The sequence below is a fragment of the Pseudomonas sp. Y39-6 genome, from assembly GCF_023651955.1.
Taxonomy (GTDB): domain Bacteria; phylum Pseudomonadota; class Gammaproteobacteria; order Pseudomonadales; family Pseudomonadaceae; genus Aquipseudomonas; species Aquipseudomonas veronii.
The window spans coordinates 3,956,031-3,976,283 of record NZ_CP069594.1; the positions used below are offsets into that span (position 1 = coordinate 3,956,031).

Here is a 20,253-nt window from a genome sequence, read left to right on the forward strand (position 1 = left end):
GGTTTTAGAGCCTAAAAACTATCGATATGTCGATAATCCAAATACAGGTGCTGAGCCAGTTCTCGCGCCCTCCCCAACCGAATCGGCCCGCGCTCGATATCGACCAATAACCCCGGGCACTCCAGCGATGGCAACGCGGCAATCTCCTTGAGTCGCCCGTCGGTCACCACCAGCAACCGCTGCTGTTCGGTGGGGAAACGCGTTCTGCGTGCCACCAGCCATTGCGCCGCCTCGCCCAGCGCTGCCAACAGCGGCGTACCGCCACCCGCGCCGAGCTGATCGAGCCAGCCAGCCAGGCTTTTCGCGGCTTTCAGGCCCTGCACCTGCCACTTCGGCGACTGCCCGCTCGCCGTCAGCAATGCCATGCGCGCCCGCTGGCGGTAGGCGTCATCCAACAGTTGCGCCAATAACCCTTTGGCATCGGTCAATGCACGATGCCGCCGCGTCGATGCCGACGCGTCGACAATCACCAACCATAACTCCTGGGCCGAGCGGCTGCGCAGGTGGAAACGCAGGTCCTCACGAGACTGCGGCCGCCCGCCGAGCAAGGTGCCCGGCCAATTGATCGAGCCCTGCTGCGCGTCGCGCGACTTGCCGTGCCTGCCTTTATCCAGTCGCCCCGCCTTGGGCCGGGCATCCGCCCCCGCGTCAGGTCGGGGGCGGATGCCTAAGGCTTTTTTGGCCAGGCGGGCACGTCTCGGCGAGCGCCCGTGGGCAAGGCCGGTGCGGGCATATCGCCCCACTGGCCTTGGCCGGGTGAAGTGTCGGACGCTTGAGGCGCCTGGCCCTCACGGTTGGGCGGGCTGGGCGGCGGGGACTGCGCCTGGCGACGATGGCGCAAGGCAAACTCGGCCACGGCTTCGATATCTTCCTCGGCGATGGCGGTCGCGCCGCGCCAGGCTGCATGCGCTCTTGCGCCACGCAACCAGACAAGGTCGGCGCGCAAACCATCCACGCCCGCGGCAAAGCAGCGTTGGGTGATCTGTGCCAGCGCCTCGTCATCCAATGCAATGGCCTCGAGGCAGGCCCGCGCCCGGGTGCAACGCTCGCGCAGGGCGGCCTGCGGTTCGGCCCACAACGCGCAGAAGGCCACGGGGTCGCTGTCGAAGTCGAGGCGCCGGCGGATGATCTGCCCACGCTCGGCCGGCACGGTTTGCCCGCTCAAGGCCACATTGAAGCCGAAGCGGTCGAGCAACTGCGGACGCAACTCACCCTCCTCCGGGTTCATCGTGCCGATCAGCACAAAGCGCGCCGCATGCCGGTGGGAGATGCCGTCGCGCTCGATCAGGTTGGTGCCGCTGGCGGCCACGTCCAGCAGCAGGTCCACCAAATGATCGGGCAGCAAGTTGACCTCGTCGACATACAACACCCCACCATCCGCCTTGGCCAGCACGCCGGGTGAAAACTGCGCGCGGCCTTCGCCCAATGCTGCATCCAGATCCAAGGTGCCGACCAGGCGCTCTTCGGTGGCGCCCAACGGCAAGGTGACGAATTGACCGCTGGCCAACAGGTCCGCCAAGCCACGTGCCAGGGTGGACTTGGCCATGCCGCGCGGGCCTTCGATCAGCACGCCGCCGATCTTCGGGTCGATGGCGGTCAGGCACAGCGCGAGTTTCAGGTCGTCGGCACCGACCACGGCCGACAGCGGGAAATGGGGAATATCAGTCATCAGCTGTCTTCTTCTATATCCAGCAACAGGTTTTCCAACGCCTCGCGATACGCCCCCGGCGCTTGCCACATGCCACGCTGCTGGGCTTCGAGCAGGCGCTCGGTCATGTCCCGCAGGGCATCAGGGTTGTGCTGTTGCACAAAGGCGCGGGTGTCGGGGTCGAGTAGGTAGGCGTCGGCGAGCAAGGCGTATTGGTGATCGTCGATCAGCGCGGTGGTGGCGTCGAAGGCGAACAGATTGTCCACGGTCGCCGCCATCTCGAACGCACCTTTATAGCCATGACGCTTCACGCCTTCGATCCACTTGGGGTTGGCGGCGCGGGCACGGATCACCCGGTTCAGCTCCTCCTTCAAGGTGCGGATCTTCGGCACGTCCGGCTGGCTGTGGTCGCCATGGTAGCTGGCGGCCTTGTCGCCGCTCAGGGTTTCCACGGCGGCGAGCATGCCGCCCTGGAATTGGTAGTAATCGTTGGAATCGAGCAGGTCGTGCTCGCGATTGTCCTGGTTTTGCAGCACCGCCTGCACCTGGCTCAGGCGTTGGGCGAATTGCCCGCGGGCGGCGGTGCCCTCGTCGGCGCCACCATAGGCGTAGCCACCCCAATTCAGGTAGACCTCGGCCAAGTCCTCGCGGCTTTGCCACAAGCGACCGTCGATCGCGCCCTGCACGCCAGCGCCATAGGCACCCGGCTTGGCCCCGAAAATACGCCAGCCCGCCTGTTTCGCCGCCGCGGCCTCGTCCAGGCCGGACTCAAGCAACGCCTGGCGCTCGCAACGGACCTTGGCGGCCAGCGGGTTCATATCGTCAGGCTCGTCCAGCGCCGCCACCGCTTGTACCGCCGCATCGAACAGGCGGATCAGGTTGGCGAAGGCATCCCGGAAGAACCCGGACACGCGCAAAGTCACGTCGACACGCGGGCGGTCCAGCAGGCTGATCGGCAGGATTTCGAAGTCGTCCACCCGCTGGCTGCCCGTGGCCCACACCGGGCGTACCCCCATCAGGGCCATGGCCTGGGCGATATCGTCGCCGCCGGTACGCATGGTCGCGGTGCCCCACACCGACAGGCCGAGCTGGCGCAGGTGGTCGCCGTGGTCTTGCAGGTGCCGCTCGAGAATCAGGTTGGCCGACTGGAAACCGATGCGCCAGGCAGTGGTGGTTGGCAGGTTGCGCACGTCGACGCTGAAAAAATTGCGCCCGGTGGGCAGCACATCCAGACGCCCCCGGCTCGGCGCGCCGCTCGGGCCCGCCGGCACGAAGCGGCCGCCCAGGGCATCGAGCAGGCCGCGCATTTCCGCCGGGCCGCACCCATCCAGGCGTGGCGCCACGACACTGCGCAGACTTTCGATGACGGATTTGACGTCCTCCCAACCGGGCTCTTCCAGCTGTTCCAGCGGCCCCGCCAGCGCCTGCTCGATCAACCGTGCAGCGTACAGTTCCAGGCGCTCGCGGGTATCACCGGCGGTGCGCCACAGCTGTAGATCGATCCTTTGCAAAACCTCCGGGCGGCGTCCGGTCCAGGGTTCGGCCAGGGCGCAGTCCAGCGGGTCGAAACCCAGCTCGAAGGCCTTGGCCAACACCCGTAACAGGCTCGATTGCGCGCCTCGGCCGTCGCCACGCGGGATACGCAGCAACGCGAGCAAGGTGTCGATACGCAAGCGGCCCTGGGGCGACTCGCCGAAGATATGCAGGCCGTCGCGGATCTGCGATTCCTTCAGGTCACACAGGTAGGTATCCAGGCGCGGCAGCCAGATCGCCGCGTCGGCCTCGCTGTCCAGCTCAAGCTCCTGGTCGATACGGGTTTCGCGCACCAGCTTGAGGATGTCCTTTTGCAGCTCGCGGGCGCGGCGCGGGTCGAGCAGTTGCGCTTCGTAGTATTCGTCCGCCAACAGCTCCAGGTCGCGCAGCGGCCCGTAGGTTTCGGCACGGGTCAGCGGCGGCATCAAGTGATCGATGATCACCGCCTGGGTGCGCCGCTTGGCCTGGGCGCCCTCACCCGGGTCGTTGACGATAAACGGATAGATATTCGGCAGCGGCCCGAGCAGCGCGTCGGGCCAGCAATTTTCCGACAGCCCGACGCCCTTGCCCGGCAGCCATTCCAGGTTGCCGTGCTTGCCGACGTGGATCACGCCGTGAGCGCCGTAGGTGTGGCGCAACCAGAAATAGAACGCCAGGTAAGCGTGAGGCGGCACCAGGTCCGGGTCGTGGTACACCGCGCTGGCGTCCACCTGATAACCGCGGGCCGGCTGGATGCCGATAAACGTCAAGCCCAGGCGCAGGCCGGCGATCATCAGGCGGCCGTCGCGGCACATCGGGTCGTTGTGCGGCGTGCCCCAGCGTTCCAGCACCGCCTGGCGGTTGGCTTCGGGCAGGCGCTTGAACATCGCCTCGTAGTCGTCCAGGCCCAGGCTTTGGTGGCACGGGCGCAGGTCGAGGTTGTCCAGGTCGTTGGTGACGCCACCGAGCAGTTCGTGGATCAGCGCGGTGCCGCTTTCCGGCAGGATTTCGGGCAGCGGATAACCCTCGGCCTGCAAGGCCCGCAGGATATTCAGCGCCGCCGCCGGCGTGTCCAGGCCGACGCCGTTGCCGATGCGGCCGTCGCGCGTCGGGTAATTGGCCAGGATCAGGGCGATGCGCTTGTCGGCATTCGGCACCCGCGCCAGTTCGACCCAACGGCGCGCCAGTTCAGCGACAAAGTCCATGCGTTCCGGCGCTGCGCGGTAGCACACCACGTCCGACTGGCTGCGCTCACTGCGCCAGGCCAGGTCCTTGAAGCTGATCGGTCGGCTGATGATGCGCCCGTCCAGTTCCGGCAAGGCGATGTGCATCGCCAGGTCGCGCGGGCCGAGGCCTTGTTCGCTGGCCTGCCAGGCGGGTTGGTTGTCCTGGGCGCAAATCGCCTGGATCACCGGGATATTGCGGCGAAACGGGCGCAAATGCGGCGCTTCGGGGCTGGACTGGGCAAAGCCGGTGGTGTTGAGAATCACCGCCGCCCCGACCTCATCCAGCCAGTCCTCGACCACCGTCAGGCAGCCGGGCTCCTTCAGACTGGCCACTGCCATCGGCAACGGATTCAGGCCCGCCGCCTGCAGACGCTGGCAGAACACATCGATAAAACCGGTATTGGCCGCTTGCAGATGGGAGCGGTAGAACAGCACCGCCGCCACCGGGAACTCAGGATTCCAATCCAACTGCCAGTCGTTGAGGCACGCATTGGCTTTACGCGGGTGATAAATCGCGCTGCGCGCCAGGGTTTGCGGCTCGGCCCAGGCATAGTCGCGGCCCAGGTAGGCGCTGGCCAGGCAGCGATAAAAATCCAGCGCATTACCCAGGCCGCCCTGGCGCAGGAACTGCCACAGGCGGTCACGCGCTGCGGCATCCACGGTGCTGAGGCCGCTGAGTTCCGGGTCGGGGCGGTCATCCCCCGGCACCAGGATCAGCGTGACCCCGCGCTCGGCCAACGCCACCAGACGCTCGACGCCGTAACGCCAATAGCCGATGCCGCCGTGCAGGGAAATCAGGATGACCTTAGCGTGGCGCAGCACTTCATCGACGTACAGGTCCACCGATGCATGGTTCTGCACCTGCATCGGGTTGGCCAGGCGCAGGCTCGGGTAATCCTCGGGCAACTGCTGGGCCGCTTCGGCCAGCAGCGCCAGGCTGGAGTCGCCGCTGCACAGGATCACCAGCTCGGCGGGGGTTTGCCCAAGGTCGGCAATGTTGTCGTCCGCGACGAAACCGCCGGGCTGGGTCCTGAGCAGGTGCATGGGTTAAACGCTGAGGGCGGCGCGCAATTGCGCTTCGAGGCCCGCCGCGTCGAGGTCCTGGCCGATCAGCACTAGGCGCGTGATGCGCGCTTCATCGGCGCTCCAGGCGCGGTCGAAGTGTTTGTCGAAGCGTGTACCCACGCCCTGGATCAGCAGGCGCATCGGCTTGTTCGGGATCGCCGCGAAGCCTTTGACGCGCAGGATGCCGTGCTGCACCACCAATTGGCTCAGGGCGTCGAGCAGCAGGGCTTCGTCGGACTGGGGCAAGTCGATGGAAATGGAGTCGAACGCATCGTGATCATGATCATGATCGTCTTCACCTTCGTGATGATGATCGTGATGGCTATGGCGACCGTCGATGTGCTCTTCGGAGCCGGCGCCCAGGCCGATCAGCACGTCCAGCGGTACCCGACCGCTGCTGGCTTCGATGATCTTCACCGCCGGCGGCAACTCTTCGGCGACTTCCAGGCGCACGCGGGCCAGGTCGTCGGGGCTGATCAGGTCGCACTTGTTGAGGATCACCAGGTCGGCGCTGGCCAGTTGGTCGGCGAACAGTTCATGCAGCGGTGATTCGTGGTCCAGGTTCGGGTCGAGTTTGCGCTGGGCGTCGACCTGATCCGGGAAGGCGGCGAAGGTGCCGGCCGCCACGGCGGGGCTGTCGACCACGGTGATCACCGCATCGACCGTGCAGGCGTTGCGGATTTCCGGCCACTGGAACGCCTGGACCAAGGGTTTTGGCAGGGCCAGGCCGGAGGTTTCGATGAGGATATGGTCAAGGTCGCCGCGACGGGCAACCAGTTCGCGCATCACCGGGAAGAACTCTTCCTGCACGGTGCAGCACAGGCAGCCGTTGGCCAGTTCATACACGCGGCCGTTGGCTTCTTCCTCGGTGCAGCCGATGGAGCACTGCTTGAGGATTTCACCGTCGATGCCCAGCTCGCCGAACTCGTTGACGATCACCGCGATGCGACGGCCCTGGGCGTTATCGAGCATATGGCGCAGCAAGGTGGTTTTGCCCGAGCCGAGAAAGCCGGTAACGATGGTGACGGGGAGTTTGGCCAGTGTTTTCATCGGATGCCCTTGGGGGCGGGCATACGGGACGATAGGCCCTGCGCGACGCGCAGCAGCAGATTTCGTCACCGGATCACCCCGCCCGGTTGAATTGAAAAATCGGTTGCGAGGCAGGTCTCCTGGCTTGGGGCTTGCGGGTCTTGCGACCGGCGCTGGCTGCGCCTTCCCGCCTTGATGGCAGTGGCGTGGCAGTCAGATAAACCCTTCACAGTTGCGGGGGCAGCCGCGGCTTGAACCGCGTTCCCTTCTTAGCTCCGGCCTGGGCCGAAGAACCTCGAGGGTGCAAGGCTACAGGGGCTCAGTCAATTTGACTACCGTCGCCCTGCATGCTTTCCTACACACCTTGTTTCGGGTGCCCTTCACAGGGTGAAACGGGAAACCGGTGCGTCATAGCGATATGACCAGTCCGGTGCTGCCCCCGCAACGGTAAGCGAGCGAAGCGTCACGGCCACTGTGCTTTGTGCATGGGAAGGCGATGCTTTCAGGACTCAGTTCAAGAGCCCCCTCGCAAGCCCGGAGACCGGCCCGAAAAAATCATCTAACAAACCCGCGGTGGGCGGGCGCTGTTTGAACCCTGCGTGCCTGGCTCGCGGGTTTTGCATGCGCTCGTGTCACCCTGAACCCCTGAAGGGACGCGCCATGTCGATCATCAGCAGCACCTCGCCTAGCACCAGCAGCACCGCCACCCTGAGCCAACGTCTGGGCGCCGCCATCGGCGCGTCGATCCTCGGCGCGTGCCTGGTGTATTTCGCCGGGTTCTCGCATATCGAAGCGGTACACAACGCCGCCCACGATACCCGCCACAGCGCCGCGTTCCCGTGCCATTGAGACCTGCCGACATGATCAAGCGTATTGCGCAAACCGCAGGTTTCAGTGGGCTGCTGGCCGCCCTGTTGTTGACCTTGCTGCAAAGTTTCTGGGTCGCCCCGCTGATCATGCAGGCGGAAACCTTTGAAAAAGCCCCAGCCGCGACACAAGTGGCACACGAGCACGCCGCTGGCACCGCTGCACACACTCATGACGCCGAAGCCTGGGAGCCGGAAGACGGCTGGCAGCGCGTGCTGTCGACCACCGGCGGCAATCTGGTGGTGGCGGTCGGTTTCGCCTTGATGCTCGCCGGGCTCTACACCCTGCGCGCGCCGACTCGCACGGCTCAAGGCCTGCTGTGGGGCCTGGCCGGTTACGCGACCTTCGTGTTGGCGCCAACCCTGGGCCTGCCGCCGGAATTGCCGGGCACTGCCGCCGCCGACCTGGCACAACGGCAGATCTGGTGGATCGGCACGGCGGCCTCAACCGCGGCCGGTATCGCGCTGCTGGTATTCGGTGGCAACTGGCTGCTCAAAGCGCTGGGCGCGGCAATCCTCGCGGTGCCTCATGTGATTGGCGCTCCGCAACCTGAAGTGCATTCGATGCTGGCCCCTGAGGCTCTGGAAGCGCAGTTCAAAATCGCCTCGCAACTGACCAACGTCGCGTTCTGGCTGGCGTTGGGGCTGATCAGCGCCTGGTTGTTTCGCCGCAACCGCGACGATCGATACATCGCATGAACCTCGTGGTCGGCCTGGGCTGCCAGCGCGGCTGCGAGTTTCAAGCCCTGCTGGACCTGCTGGACGCCGCCCTCGCCGAGGGCGGTATCGAGCGCCATCGCATCACCGCCCTGGCCAGCCTTGATCGCAAGCAGGATGAACCGGGCTTGCTGGCCCTGGCCCAATGGCTGAACCTGCCGCTGCACTGCTTCAGCGCGGCGCACCTGGCGATGTATGACGACCGCCTGAGCCACAGGTCTGCCGTCGCCTTTGCCCATACCGGTTGTTACGGCATCGCCGAAAGCGCCGCCCTGGCCCTGGCCGAACAACTCGGCGACGCCCCTGCGCGCCTGTTGGTCCCGCGCAAAAAATCCGCCCGGGCCACCTTGGCATTGGCCTGCGTCGACTGAAACCGCGATAATCGCCGCTTCCGATCATGAGCGTTCCTCATGCTCGCGCGTTTTTTCACAGGATTTCTCCATGACCGTCTACTTCATCGGCGCCGGCCCCGGCGACCCGGAATTGATCACCGTCAAAGGCCAGCGGCTGATCCGCAGTTGCCCGGTGATCATCTATGCAGGGTCGCTGGTGCCGGCGGCGGTACTGGAGGGGCATCAGGCCGAACAAGTGGTCAACAGCGCCGAACTGCACCTGGAACAGATCATCGAGCTGATCAAGGCCGCCGATGCCAAGGGCCAGGATGTGGCGCGGGTCCACTCCGGCGATCCAAGCCTGTACGGCGCAATTGGCGAACAGATCCGCCTGTTGCGCGAGTTGGGCATTGCGTTCCAGATCATTCCCGGCGTCACCGCCGTGGCCGCCTGCGCGGCGCTGCTGGAGACTGAACTGACCCTGCCGGACATCGCCCAGAGCGTGATTCTCACCCGCTACGCCGATAAAACCCGCATGCCCGCCGGTGAAGACTTCGACAGCCTGGCCCGCCACGGCACGACCATGGCGATTCATCTGGGGGTCAATCACCTGGAGAAGATCGTCGCCGAACTGCTGCCGCACTATGGCTCGGATTGCCCGATTGCCGTGGTACACCGCGCGACCTGGCCGGATCAGGATTGGGCTGTCGGCACCTTGGCGGACATTGCCGAAAAAGTCGCGGCCAAAGGCTTCAGGCGCACGGCGCTGATTGTGGTGGGTCGGGTGCTGGCCAGTGACAGTTTCAGCGCGTCGTCGCTGTATCGGGCCGGGCATGCACACCTGTACCGCCCCTAATCAAAAACATCAAAAAACAAACATAAAACACTGATTTAATTAAATAAACACAAAAAAATGTGGGAGGGAGCTTGCTCCCGATAGCGGCGGGTCAGTCGACTTATCAATCGACAGATACACCGCTATCGGGAGCAAGCTCCCTCCCACACTTAATGTTCAGCGTTAGGTAGGTCGCGTAAGCAGCTGAATTTTAAGCATAAAAAAACGGCGCTCACGGGGCGCCGTTTTTTTGCTCGCAGCGAACACCTGACTCAGTAGTAGGCGTTTTCTTTCTGCGTATGGTCAGTCACATCGCGGACGCCCTTGAGCTCCGGAATGCGCTCCAGCAAGGTACGCTCGATGCCTTCACGCAGGGTCACATCCGCCTGGCCGCAGCCCTGGCAGCCGCCGCCGAACTTCAATACGGCGATACCGTCATCCACCACATCGATCAAGCTGACCTGCCCACCGTGGCTGGCCAGCCCAGGGTTGATCTCGGTTTGCAGGTAGTAATTGATGCGCTCGTTGACCGGGCTGTCGGCATTGACGTTCGGCACCTTGGCGTTCGGCGCCTTGATGGTCAATTGGCCGCCCATGCGGTCAGTGGCGTAGTCGACCACCGCGTCGTCGAGGAACGCTTCGCTGAAGGCATCGATATACGCGGTGAAGCTTTTCAGCCCCAGCGCGGTGTCTTCCGGCTTCTCTTCGCCCGGCTTGCAGTAGGCGATGCACGTCTCGGCGTACTGGGTGCCAGGCTGGGTGATAAAGACGCGGATGCCGATACCCGGGGTGTTCTGCTTGGACAGCAGGTCAGCCAGGTAATCGTGGGCGGCGTCGGTAATGGTTATGGCAGTCATGGAAACTCCTCACAGGCTTGCTGGCAGTTTACGCCAAAATATTACGCAGATACAAAGCCCCAGTAATTTTGTCGGAAAAGCCTCGCCATCGCCGTCAGAGGTTTTCATAGCGGTTCATATCCAGCACACCCTCTTCCAACGGCGTGGTTTCGCGGATGTAGGTCGACAGATCGTGGAAGTACTCCCAGAACTGCGGATGACTGCGACGCACACCCCAACGATCGACGATCTTCTCGAAGTGCTGGGCGTCGCGGGCACTTTCCATGGCCGCGACGAACGCCGGCACTTGCTCGGCCGGGATATTGAACATGAAGTTCGGATAACTGCTCAGCACGCCGGGGTAGACCGTCAACGTGTCCAGGCCCGGTTGATAGCGAGAAGCCTCACCCAGCATGAACGCGACATTACTGTGGGCACGGTTGCGCAGCAGGCTGTAGACCTCGCGATGACCGGTGCGGGTTTCGATGCGCAGCATGGTCGCTTCCGGCAATTGGTCGATGACCTTGAGCCCCGCCGCCGGGCGTGACGTCAGGCGACTCAGGGCCTGCTCGGCATCGCGCAGCACCGGTTCGAGGCCCGGCCGCGAGCAGTAGGCGCCGACACAGCGATTGATCGGGTCTGGGCTGGCATTGAGGTCACCATAACGCGCCAACAACTGGTTGACGAAATCGCGTTTCGGGTCTTTTTCATTCAGTTTCAGGCCGGTGGGTTTATCGTCGTCGATCGACTCATAGTCCATCCACAACTTGACCTTGCCGCCGTTCTGATACCAATCGTCGAGGAAATCGTCCCGCGAATTGGCCGGCATCAGGCGCAGGAAGTTCTGTTCGGCGCCATTGCGGATCAGGTCGAAGTACAAGCGGGTCTGGGCCTGATGGGAGACGTTGCCGAACACGTCGAAGTTGACCACCAATTGGTAGTAGGTGCGCTCCAGCAACGGATAATCGAACAACCACATCGTCTGCGGGACTTCACCGATCAGGCCTTTATTGACCGACGCGCTGTCGAAGTGACGGAAGATGCTCAACAACGCATTGTCGTTGCCGGCCCACAGCGTCGACCAACCGGGCGCCGGCAACTCGCCATAGCGGTAGCGACGCAGCGCTTCGTACTCGTTGCGCTTGTCACGGTACTTGAGCCACAGGCTGAGCACGCTGCCCACGTCGTCGTTCTGCCCGGGCATTGCCAGCAACGGCGTGGCACGGCCGCGATAGAGCGGATCGGTGATGTACAGGTCGTGTTCGGGGGCCTGGAACAGCGCCCAGAAGTTGTCGCGGATCACGTCCGTGGCGATCTGGCCCCGGCACACCGGGCCGCGGATGAAGGTGCGGACAAAGTACTCGGCATTATCGAGCATGAACTGGTAGCGCGCCTGGGCCGGAATCGCCTCGAACGTCTCGAACGGGTTGGCACGACGGCCCGGACCGTAGCCTGGCAAGGCGCTGACCTGCCAGTCGCCGCTGTAGAACAAGGCTTTGACCCGTTCCATTTTCGCCGCGCTGAGTGGGTACGTGATGTGGGTCTTATGGACGATCACCCCTTGTATCGGCCACAGCCGGTAGTAGATCCGGGTACCGGGATCGTCGTTGGGGCGACGGGTATTGATCAGGTCGATCGGCTGCCCACTGGGGGTGCGCGAGCGGACCCACTGGAAGAAATGCCCCGGCTCACCGCCTTCGAAATACAGATGTGCGATAAACAGGTGTTCAAACAGCCAGCGGGCGACCAGGCTTTCGCGGGCGCCGGGGGCGTTGAGCAGGTTTTCCCACTGCAGCACTTGCGCGGCTTCCTGGGCACTTGGCGCCACGCCCTGCTGGTCAATCGGCGCACCGGAGGCCAGCCAGCGTCGCAGGGTCTGGTACTGCTGGTCGCTCAAGCCGGTCACGGCCAGCGGCATGCCTTCATTGGGGTGCACGTCGGCGTAAGTGTCGAACTCCTCTGGCCGCGGGCACATGTTCTCGCGGTTCAGGCCCAGCACGATGTCGTCCGGCAGCTTGCCGTTGGGCTGCAACGGCGCGCGGCTGTGGCCCAGTTCGAGCATGCGCGCCATCAACGCAGCCTGGCTGCCTTGGGCGTCGAGCACGGAAGTGAAGCCTTCGTGCCGCCAGGCAGCCTTGCCGAACGCGTCGTAGAACAGACGCGTCGGCTTGGTCGCCTGACTGCGATCACCATCGTAGACCAGCACCTTGGTCGCCCCCCGCGCCGCGCCCTCGCCACTGCCCAGGTTCAACTGGCAGGCCGAGTCGTAGCAGGCATGGCACGCCACGCACTTCTCAGTGAAGATCGGTTGGATATCACGGGTGTAGGAAAGCGCCGGAGCGGGATCTTGGGCCTGTGTAGTGCTGCCAATCAGCAACAGAACGAAGCTGATGATGATGCGATACGGCATGAGCCTGGTCCCGATATGAAGCCAAAATGGAAAATCCCGCGGATTCTACCGATCTAACACGCGCACCAACATGAACGATATTCATGCAAAACCTGCACATGCTCCAAATCCACACAGGTTTGCTATGATCCACGCCCTCCGTAATGCCTGAACAGAGTAGTCCCATGTCCGATCGTAGCGCTCGTCTGCAAGCCCTTCACCAAGCCCTCAAGGAACGCATCCTGATCCTCGACGGCGGCATGGGCACGATGATCCAGAGCTATAAGCTGGAAGAACAGGACTACCGCGGCAAACGGTTTGCCGACTGGCCGAGCGACGTCACGGGTAACAACGACCTGTTGCTGCTCAGCCGTCCGGACGTCATCGCCTCCATCGAGAAGGCGTACCTGGATGCCGGCGCCGACATCCTCGAAACCAACACCTTCAACGCCACCCAAGTGTCCCAGGCCGATTACGGCATGGAGTCGCTCGCCTACGAGTTGAACGTAGAAGGTGCCCGCGTCGCGCGCAAGGTGGCCGACGCCAAGACCCTGGAGACGCCGGACAAGCCACGCTTCGTCGCCGGCGTGCTCGGCCCGACCAGCCGTACCTGCTCGCTGTCGCCGGATGTGAACAACCCCGGCTACCGCAACGTGACCTTCGATGAACTGGTGGAGAACTACACCGAGGCCACCAAGGGCCTGATCGAAGGCGGCGCGGACCTGATCCTCATCGAAACCATTTTCGACACCCTCAACGCCAAGGCCGCGATCTTTGCCGTGCAGGGTGTATTCGAAGAGCTGGGCTTCGAATTGCCGATCATGATCTCCGGCACCATCACCGACGCCTCCGGCCGTACCCTGTCGGGCCAGACCACCGAAGCGTTCTGGAACTCGGTCAGCCACGCCAAGCCGATTTCCGTGGGCCTCAACTGCGCCCTGGGCGCCAGCGAGTTGCGTCCGTACCTCGAAGAGCTGTCGAACAAGGCCAACACTTATGTGTCCGCGCACCCTAACGCCGGCCTGCCCAACGAATTCGGCGAATACGACGAATTGCCGGCGCAAACCGCCAAAGTCATCGAAGAATTCGCCCAGAGCGGCTTCCTGAACATTGTCGGCGGTTGCTGTGGCACCACGCCGGGGCATATCGAAGCCATCGCCAAGGCCGTGGCCGGTTACGCGCCGCGCCAGATCCCGGACATTCCCAAGGCCTGCCGTTTGTCGGGCCTGGAGCCGTTCACCATTGATCGCCAGTCGTTGTTCGTCAACGTCGGCGAACGTACCAACATCACCGGCTCCGCCCGTTTCGCCCGGCTGATCCGCGAAGACAACTACACCGAAGCCCTCGAAGTCGCCCTGCAGCAGGTGGAAGCCGGCGCCCAGGTGATCGACATCAACATGGACGAAGGCATGCTCGATTCGAAGAAGGCCATGGTGACCTTCCTCAATCTGATTGCCGGCGAGCCGGACATCTCCCGCGTGCCGATCATGATCGACTCCTCCAAGTGGGAAGTGATCGAAGCCGGCCTCAAGTGCATCCAGGGCAAGGGCATCGTCAACTCCATCAGCATGAAGGAAGGCGTCGAGCAGTTCATCCATCACGCCAAGCTGTGCAAACGCTACGGCGCCGCCGTGGTGGTGATGGCCTTCGACGAAGCCGGCCAGGCCGACACCGAAGCGCGCAAGAAAGAGATCTGCAAACGCTCCTACGACATCCTGGTCAATGAAGTCGGCTTCCCGCCGGAAGACATCATCTTCGACCCGAACATCTTCGCGGTCGCCACCGGTATCGAAGAGCACAACAACTACGCCGTCGACTTCATCAACGCCTGCGCCTACATCCGCGACGAGCTGCCGTATGCGCTGACGTCCGGCGGCGTGTCCAACGTGTCGTTCTCGTTCCGCGGCAACAACCCGGTGCGCGAGGCGATCCACTCGGTGTTCCTGCTGTATGCGATCCGCAACGGCCTGACCATGGGCATCGTCAACGCCGGCCAGCTGGAGATCTACGACCAGATCCCCGCCGAACTGCGCGACGCGGTGGAAGACGTGGTGCTCAACCGCACCCCGGACGGCACCGACGCCCTGCTCGCCATCGCCGACAAGTACAAGGGCGACGGCAGCGTCAAGGAAGCCGAAACCGAGGAATGGCGCGGCTGGCCGGTCAACAAGCGCCTGGAACACGCACTGGTCAAGGGCATCACCACGCACATCGTCGAAGACACCGAAGAGTCCCGGCAGTCGTTCGCGCGCCCGATCGAAGTGATCGAAGGCCCGCTGATGTCCGGCATGAACATCGTCGGCGACCTGTTTGGCGCGGGCAAAATGTTCCTGCCACAGGTGGTGAAATCGGCGCGGGTGATGAAACAAGCCGTGGCCCACTTGATCCCGTTCATCGAACTGGAAAAAGGCGACAAGCCGGAAGCCAAGGGCAAGATCCTCATGGCCACGGTGAAGGGCGACGTGCATGACATCGGCAAGAACATCGTCGGCGTGGTGCTGGGATGCAACGGCTATGACATCGTCGATCTGGGCGTGATGGTGCCGGCGGAGAAGATCCTGCAGGTGGCCAAGGAACAGAAGTGCGACATCATCGGGCTGTCCGGCCTGATCACCCCGTCCCTCGATGAGATGGTCCACGTCGCCCGCGAAATGCAGCGCCAGGACTTCCACCTGCCGCTGATGATCGGTGGCGCCACCACCTCCAAGGCGCACACGGCGGTGAAGATCGAACCCAAGTACAGCAATGATGCAGTGATCTACGTGACCGACGCCTCGCGCGCGGTGGGCGTGGCCACGCAGTTGCTGTCCAAGGAATTGAAGGCCGGTTTCGTCGAGAAGACCCGCCTGGAATACATCGAAGTGCGCGAGCGCACCTCGAACCGCAGCGCACGCACCGAACGCCTGAGCTACCCGGCGGCGATCGCCAAGAAGCCGCAGTTCGACTGGAGCACTTACACGCCGGTCACGCCGACCTTTACCGGCGCCAAGGTGCTGGACAACATCGACCTCAAGGTGCTCGCCGAATACATCGACTGGACTCCGTTCTTCATCTCCTGGGACCTGGCCGGCAAGTTCCCGCGCATCCTCACCGATGAAGTGGTGGGTGAAGCCGCCACGGCGCTGTATGCCGACGCCCAGGAAATGCTCGCCAAGCTGATCGACGAGAAGCTGATCAGCGCTCGCGCGGTATTTGGTTTCTGGCCGGCCAACCAGGTGAACGATGATGACCTGGAAGTCTACGGCGACGACGGGCAGCCCCTGGCAACCTTGCACCACCTGCGCCAGCAGATCATCAAGACCGACGGCAAGCCGAACTTCTCCCTGGCCGACTTCGTCGCGCCCAAAGACAGCGGCATCACCGACTACGTGGGAGGGTTTATCACCACCGCGGGCATCGGCGCCGAGGAAGTGGCCAAGGCTTACCAGGACGCGGGCGACGACTACAACTCGATCATGGTCAAGGCCCTGGCCGACCGCCTGGCCGAAGCCTGCGCCGAATGGCTGCACCAACAGGTGCGCAAAGATTACTGGGGTTATGCCAAGGACGAGCAACTGGACAATGACGCGCTGATCAAGGAACAGTACAGCGGCATCCGCCCTGCCCCCGGCTACCCGGCGTGCCCCGACCACACCGAGAAAGGCACCCTGTTCCAACTGCTGGACCCCGAGGCCCGCGAGATGCATGCCGGCCGCAGCGGCGTGTTCCTCACCGAGCACTACGCGATGTTCCCGGCGGCTGCGGTCAGCGGCTGGTACTTCGCCCACCCGCAGGCGCAATACTTCGCCGTGGGCAAGGTCGACAAAGACCAGGTGGCGAGCTACACCGCACGCAAAGGCCAGGACCTGGCCGTGACCGAGCGCTGGTTGGCACCGAACCTGGGTTACGACAACTAAGCACGCGCAGATTGTCTATGCTTGCCTCACACATCTTGTGTCGAGGCACGTATGGACGATCCAGCCAACAACAAACCGCCTACCCTGTGGCAGATGCTGCACAGCGTCGTCGCCGCCGCCTTTGGCGTGCAGAGCGGCAAGAACCGCGCCCGCGACTTTACCCATGGCAAGCCCAGCCACTTTGTGGTCCTGGGCATTCTGTTCACAGTGGTGTTTGCCTTGACGCTGTTCGGCATCGTCAAGCTGGTGTTGCTGCTGGCCGGGGTCTAGTGCAGCAACAGACGCATGCTGAAGGGGTAACCATAGGACGCAGGCTTGCCCAGAGCGGACAGTGCGCGGAAATTTACCGTCGGCATGGGCCCCAGCAAGCGCCGCGCCTGGGCGGAATCGATCAGTTGGAATAGCGCCTCCTGGCGGTCGCGCCCGCCGTGAGCGCCGATGTCCACGCCCTTGGCATCATCATTGATCAGCACCATCGCCCACCCGCCCACGGTGAAATGCCCGGCGACCAGGGACGACAACTGCCCGTTCAGACGCGCCTGCAAGATCTCCGGCGAACTGTTGACCGCACTGAACAGCGCGTCCTTGCCAGGCACGCGCCCGCTGTCCCGAAACGCCTGCATGGCACCCAGTGCCATCTGATCGTTGGCCGACCACACCAGCGCCGTGTGCGGGTAACGCTTGAACAGCTGCGTCGCTTGCTCGAAGGCGCGCTCACGGCTCCACTCGCCATAAACCAACTGACGCAGGCGCACCTCGGGGTGTTCGGCCAGCGCCCGGCGCATGCCCTGCTCTCGCAACAGGGCAACGGGAGTGGTCTTGATGCCGGAGAAGGCCAGCAGGTCGAGGGATTCGCCGGGCGCAACACGGCCGTGCTGGCGCAACATGTCCTTGAGCATCAGGTAGCCGGCCTCTTCGTCGTCGGCGACCAGGCTGCCGATCAGATCGATGCCCGTGCGGGCGCCCAACAACTGCACCTGGTCGGCGGTCAGCGCGCTGTTCACCACCAGTAATTTGACCCCACTGCCCTGGGCCATGCGCAGAATCTGCGGGGCGACATACTGCTCATTGACCAGCACCAGATAATCCGGCCGCTCGCGGCCTTGCAGTTCCTCCCGGGCCTGGACCAATGTGGTGTGAAGATCGCGCTCGCCATAGCGCACGCGCAAATCCAGGCCGAGGTCCTTGGCCGCGGCCTGCATGAATTGCGCGTAACTGACCCAAAAGGTTTCCGTCGACATGCCCGGGTTGAGAAACACCACCGACGCTGCCTGGGCCACGCCACAAAATGCTGGCCCCAGCAACCACACACACGTAAACAGAACCTTCACCATGGTTATTCAAGCCTTGAACATTGACCGCCATGATACTGGCAATCGGACAGTCATTCGAGGCTCAGTCAACGCTGTTTACTGGTGGCCGACCCAGAACACCGCCGTCCCTACCACGAGAATGATCAGAAATAGAATGGCCCAGGCATCCACGGTACTGTCGGGTTTACGGGCTTTTGTCGGATGGCTCATCGCATCGCCTCTTGTCGGTTTTATAGGTGATTGCATTCAGACTCGCCCACAGTAAAGTCGATGATTGCCCGCATGACAAATGCGTGTATACCGACAATCGCTCCCATTAGTCGATTTGGTTCTTTGCATATATTCAAACATCACTTTTGCGCATAAACGCAAACTGGTATCGTGCCCCGGCTCCGTTGGGAGTGCGCGGCCGTGCGCGCAGATTTGCCGAGAACAGGACCTATATGTACGTATACGACGAATACGATCAGCGCATCATCGAGGACCGCGTCAAGCAGTTCCGTGATCAGACCCGACGCTACCTAGCAGGTGAACTGAGCGAAGAAGAGTTCCGCCCTCTGCGCCTGCAAAATGGCCTTTATGTTCAGCGCTTTGCGCCGATGCTGCGGGTGGCCGTGCCCTATGGCCAACTGACTTCGCGCCAGACGCGCATGATGGCCAAGATTGCCCGCGACTTCGACAAGGGCTACGCCCACATCAGTACCCGCCAGAACGTGCAGTTCAACTGGCCGGCGCTGGAAGACGTGCCGGACATCCTGGCTGAGCTGGCCACCGTGCAGATGCACGCCATTCAGACCAGCGGTAACTGCCTGCGCAACGTGACCACCGACCAATTCGCCGGGGTTGCCGCCGACGAACTGATCGACCCGCGCCCCTGGTGTGAAATCGTCCGCCAATGGACCACGTTCCACCCAGAATTCGCTTACCTGCCGCGCAAGTTCAAGATCGCCATCAATGGCTCGACATCGGACCGTGCGGCGATCGAAGTACACGACATCGGCCTGGAGCCGGTCCACAACGCCGCCGGCGAGTTGGGCTTCCGTGTACTGGTAGGCGGCGGCCTGGGGCGTACCCCGGTGGTCGGCGCGTTTATCAACGAGTTCCTGCCGTGGCAGGACCTGCTGAGCTACCTCGACGCGATCCTGCGGGTCTACAACCGCTATGGCCGTCGCGACAACAAATACAAGGCGCGGATCAAGATCCTGGTCAAGGCGCTGACCCCTGAGGTGTTCGCGCAGAAAGTCGACGCCGAGATGGAACACCTGCGTGGCGGCCAGACCACCCTGACCGACGCCGAAGTCCACCGCGTGGCCAAACACTTCGTCGACCCCGAGTACAAAGCCCTGGGCAATCAGGACGCCGAACTCGCCGCGCTCGACCAGCAGCACCCAGGTTTCGCCCGCTGGCGTGTGCGCAACACCCTGGCGCACAAAAAGCCGGGCTATGTCGCCGTGACCCTGTCGCTCAAGCCTACCGGCGTCGCCCCCGGCGATATCACCGACAAGCAGCTGGACGCCGTGGCCGACCTGGCCGAGCGCTACAGCTTCGGTCAACTGCGCACCTCCCACGAGCAGAACATCATTCTCGCGGACGTTGAGCAGAGCCAACTGTTCACCCTGTGGGGCGAACTGCGCGAAGGGGGTTTCGCCACGCCGAACATCGGCCTGCTGACCGACATCATCTGCTGCCCGGGCGGCGACTTCTGCTCCCTGGCCAACGCCAAGTCGATCCCGATTGCCGAATCGATCCAGCGCCGTTTCGACGACCTGGACTACCTGTTCGACATCGGCGAGCTGGACCTGAACATTTCCGGTTGCATGAACGCCTGTGGTCACCACCACGTCGGCCACATCGGCATCCTGGGCGTGGACAAGAAAGGCGAAGAATTCTACCAAGTGTCCCTGGGTGGCAGCGCCAGCCGCGATGCGAGCCTGGGCAAGATCCTCGGCCCATCCTTCGCCCAGGAAGCCATGCCCGAGGTGATCGGCAAACTGATCGATGTGTACATCGAGCAGCGCACCGAAGATGAGCGTTTCATCGACACCTACCAGCGCATCGGCATTGACCTGTTCAAGGAGCGCGTCTATGCAGCGAATCATTAAGAACAACGAAGTCGTCGACGAAACCTGGCACCTGCTGCCCAAGGACGCGACCTTCGACGGCATCTCCAACTGCGACGACCTGATCGTGCCGCTGGCGCTGTGGCGCGAGCACGGTCATGCGCTCAAGGCCCGTGACGGCGGCCTGGGCGTGTGGCTGGACGCCGATGAAGAAGCCGAAGAGATCGGTGACGACGTGGCTCACTTCCAGGTCATCGCCCTGAACTTCCCGGCCTTCACCGACGGGCGCAACTACTCCAATGCGCGCCTGCTGCGTGACCGCTACGGTTACAAAGGCGAATTGCGCGCGATTGGCGACGTGCTGCGCGACCAACTGTTCTACCTGCACCGCTGCGGGTTCGATGCCTTCGCCTTGCGCCCCGACAAAGACCCGTATGAAGCGCTGGAAAGCCTCAAGGACTTTTCCGTGACGTACCAGGCTGCAACGGACGAGCCGCTGCCGCTGTTCCGTCGCCGTTAAGCGTTAGCA

General features: G+C 63.2%; 15 protein-coding genes and 2 riboswitches. Of the genes, 8 read left to right on the top strand and 7 right to left on the bottom strand.

What is annotated here, in order from left to right:
- Positions 1 to 11: 11 nt before the first annotated feature.
- The 4 genes from JN756_RS17825 to cobW are packed head-to-tail and all read right to left on the bottom strand — an operon-like array spanning position 12 to position 6,501.
- Entirely contained in the window at positions 12 to 614 is a 603-nt protein-coding gene (locus JN756_RS17825) for a vWA domain-containing protein (RefSeq protein WP_104904542.1), read from the bottom strand.
- Between the two features lie 53 nt (positions 615 to 667).
- Positions 668 to 1,669, bottom strand: coding sequence for a magnesium chelatase ATPase subunit I (locus tag JN756_RS17830; RefSeq protein WP_128192519.1), 1,002 nt, complete (start codon positions 1,667 to 1,669; stop codon positions 668 to 670).
- Entirely contained in the window at positions 1,669 to 5,430 is a 3,762-nt protein-coding gene (cobN, locus tag JN756_RS17835; RefSeq protein ID WP_201021145.1) for a cobaltochelatase subunit CobN, read from the bottom strand. Before cobN ends, JN756_RS17830 begins: the two co-directional genes overlap by 1 nt.
- A 3-nt stretch (positions 5,431 to 5,433) precedes the next feature.
- Positions 5,434 to 6,501: a cobalamin biosynthesis protein CobW gene (gene cobW / locus JN756_RS17840; RefSeq protein ID WP_046383143.1), complete on the bottom strand. Its 1,068-nt coding sequence runs from the start codon at positions 6,499 to 6,501 to the stop codon at positions 5,434 to 5,436.
- 92 nt (positions 6,502 to 6,593) lie between these two features.
- A riboswitch (cobalamin riboswitch) is annotated at positions 6,594 to 6,793 on the bottom strand.
- A gap of 41 nt (positions 6,794 to 6,834) precedes the next feature.
- Positions 6,835 to 7,044: riboswitch (cobalamin riboswitch) on the top strand.
- A 96-nt stretch (positions 7,045 to 7,140) separates the two neighbouring features.
- Between cobW and JN756_RS17845 the strand changes: the two genes are divergently transcribed.
- The 4 genes from JN756_RS17845 (at position 7,141) to cobM (ending at position 9,251) form a co-directional block, all read left to right on the top strand.
- The gene (locus JN756_RS17845) at positions 7,141 to 7,329 is read left to right on the top strand and encodes a CbtB domain-containing protein (RefSeq protein ID WP_017846597.1); all 189 of its coding nucleotides are present in this window, start codon (positions 7,141 to 7,143) and stop codon (positions 7,327 to 7,329) included.
- Between the two features lie 11 nt (positions 7,330 to 7,340).
- Entirely contained in the window at positions 7,341 to 8,045 is a 705-nt protein-coding gene (locus JN756_RS17850; protein ID WP_128192521.1) for a CbtA family protein, read from the top strand.
- Positions 8,042 to 8,434, top strand: coding sequence for a cobalamin biosynthesis protein (locus JN756_RS17855; RefSeq protein WP_128192522.1), 393 nt, complete (start codon positions 8,042 to 8,044; stop codon positions 8,432 to 8,434). Before JN756_RS17850 ends, JN756_RS17855 begins: the two co-directional genes overlap by 4 nt.
- A gap of 70 nt (positions 8,435 to 8,504) precedes the next feature.
- Positions 8,505 to 9,251, top strand: coding sequence for a precorrin-4 C(11)-methyltransferase (gene cobM, locus JN756_RS17860; RefSeq protein WP_108526425.1), 747 nt, complete (start codon positions 8,505 to 8,507; stop codon positions 9,249 to 9,251).
- Between the two features lie 251 nt (positions 9,252 to 9,502).
- Here the strand turns inward: cobM and nfuA are convergent, their stop codons facing one another.
- The gene (gene nfuA, locus JN756_RS17865) at positions 9,503 to 10,087 is read right to left on the bottom strand and encodes a Fe-S biogenesis protein NfuA (protein ID WP_003190728.1); all 585 of its coding nucleotides are present in this window, start codon (positions 10,085 to 10,087) and stop codon (positions 9,503 to 9,505) included.
- A 94-nt stretch (positions 10,088 to 10,181) separates the two neighbouring features.
- Positions 10,182 to 12,476, bottom strand: coding sequence for a fatty acid cis/trans isomerase (locus JN756_RS17870; protein WP_108526423.1), 2,295 nt, complete (start codon positions 12,474 to 12,476; stop codon positions 10,182 to 10,184).
- 164 nt (positions 12,477 to 12,640) lie between these two features.
- Here JN756_RS17870 and metH point away from each other — a divergent pair, with 164 nt between their 5' ends.
- Together metH and JN756_RS17880 are read left to right on the top strand one after the other, a co-directional pair.
- A complete protein-coding gene (gene metH / locus JN756_RS17875; protein WP_201021146.1) occupies positions 12,641 to 16,351 on the top strand; it encodes a methionine synthase in 3,711 nt (1,236 codons plus the stop codon).
- Positions 16,352 to 16,402: 51 nt separating this feature from the next.
- Positions 16,403 to 16,621 (top strand): DUF2970 domain-containing protein, encoded by a 219-nt coding sequence (locus JN756_RS17880; protein ID WP_017846603.1) that lies wholly within the window; start codon positions 16,403 to 16,405, stop codon positions 16,619 to 16,621.
- Here JN756_RS17880 and JN756_RS17885 read toward each other — a convergent pair.
- Complete coding sequence (locus JN756_RS17885; protein ID WP_057005420.1) at positions 16,618 to 17,685, bottom strand: ABC transporter substrate-binding protein; 1,068 nt, start codon at positions 17,683 to 17,685, stop codon at positions 16,618 to 16,620. The two genes, JN756_RS17880 and JN756_RS17885, sit on opposite strands and share 4 nt — an antisense overlap.
- A gap of 422 nt (positions 17,686 to 18,107) precedes the next feature.
- Between JN756_RS17885 and JN756_RS17890 the strand changes: the two genes are divergently transcribed.
- Positions 18,108 to 19,766, top strand: coding sequence for a nitrite/sulfite reductase (locus tag JN756_RS17890; protein ID WP_017846606.1), 1,659 nt, complete (start codon positions 18,108 to 18,110; stop codon positions 19,764 to 19,766).
- Complete coding sequence (locus JN756_RS17895) at positions 19,750 to 20,244, top strand: DUF934 domain-containing protein (protein ID WP_017846607.1); 495 nt, start codon at positions 19,750 to 19,752, stop codon at positions 20,242 to 20,244. The genes JN756_RS17890 and JN756_RS17895 overlap by 17 nt, the downstream gene beginning before the upstream one ends.
- Positions 20,245 to 20,253: the final 9 nt, after the last annotated feature.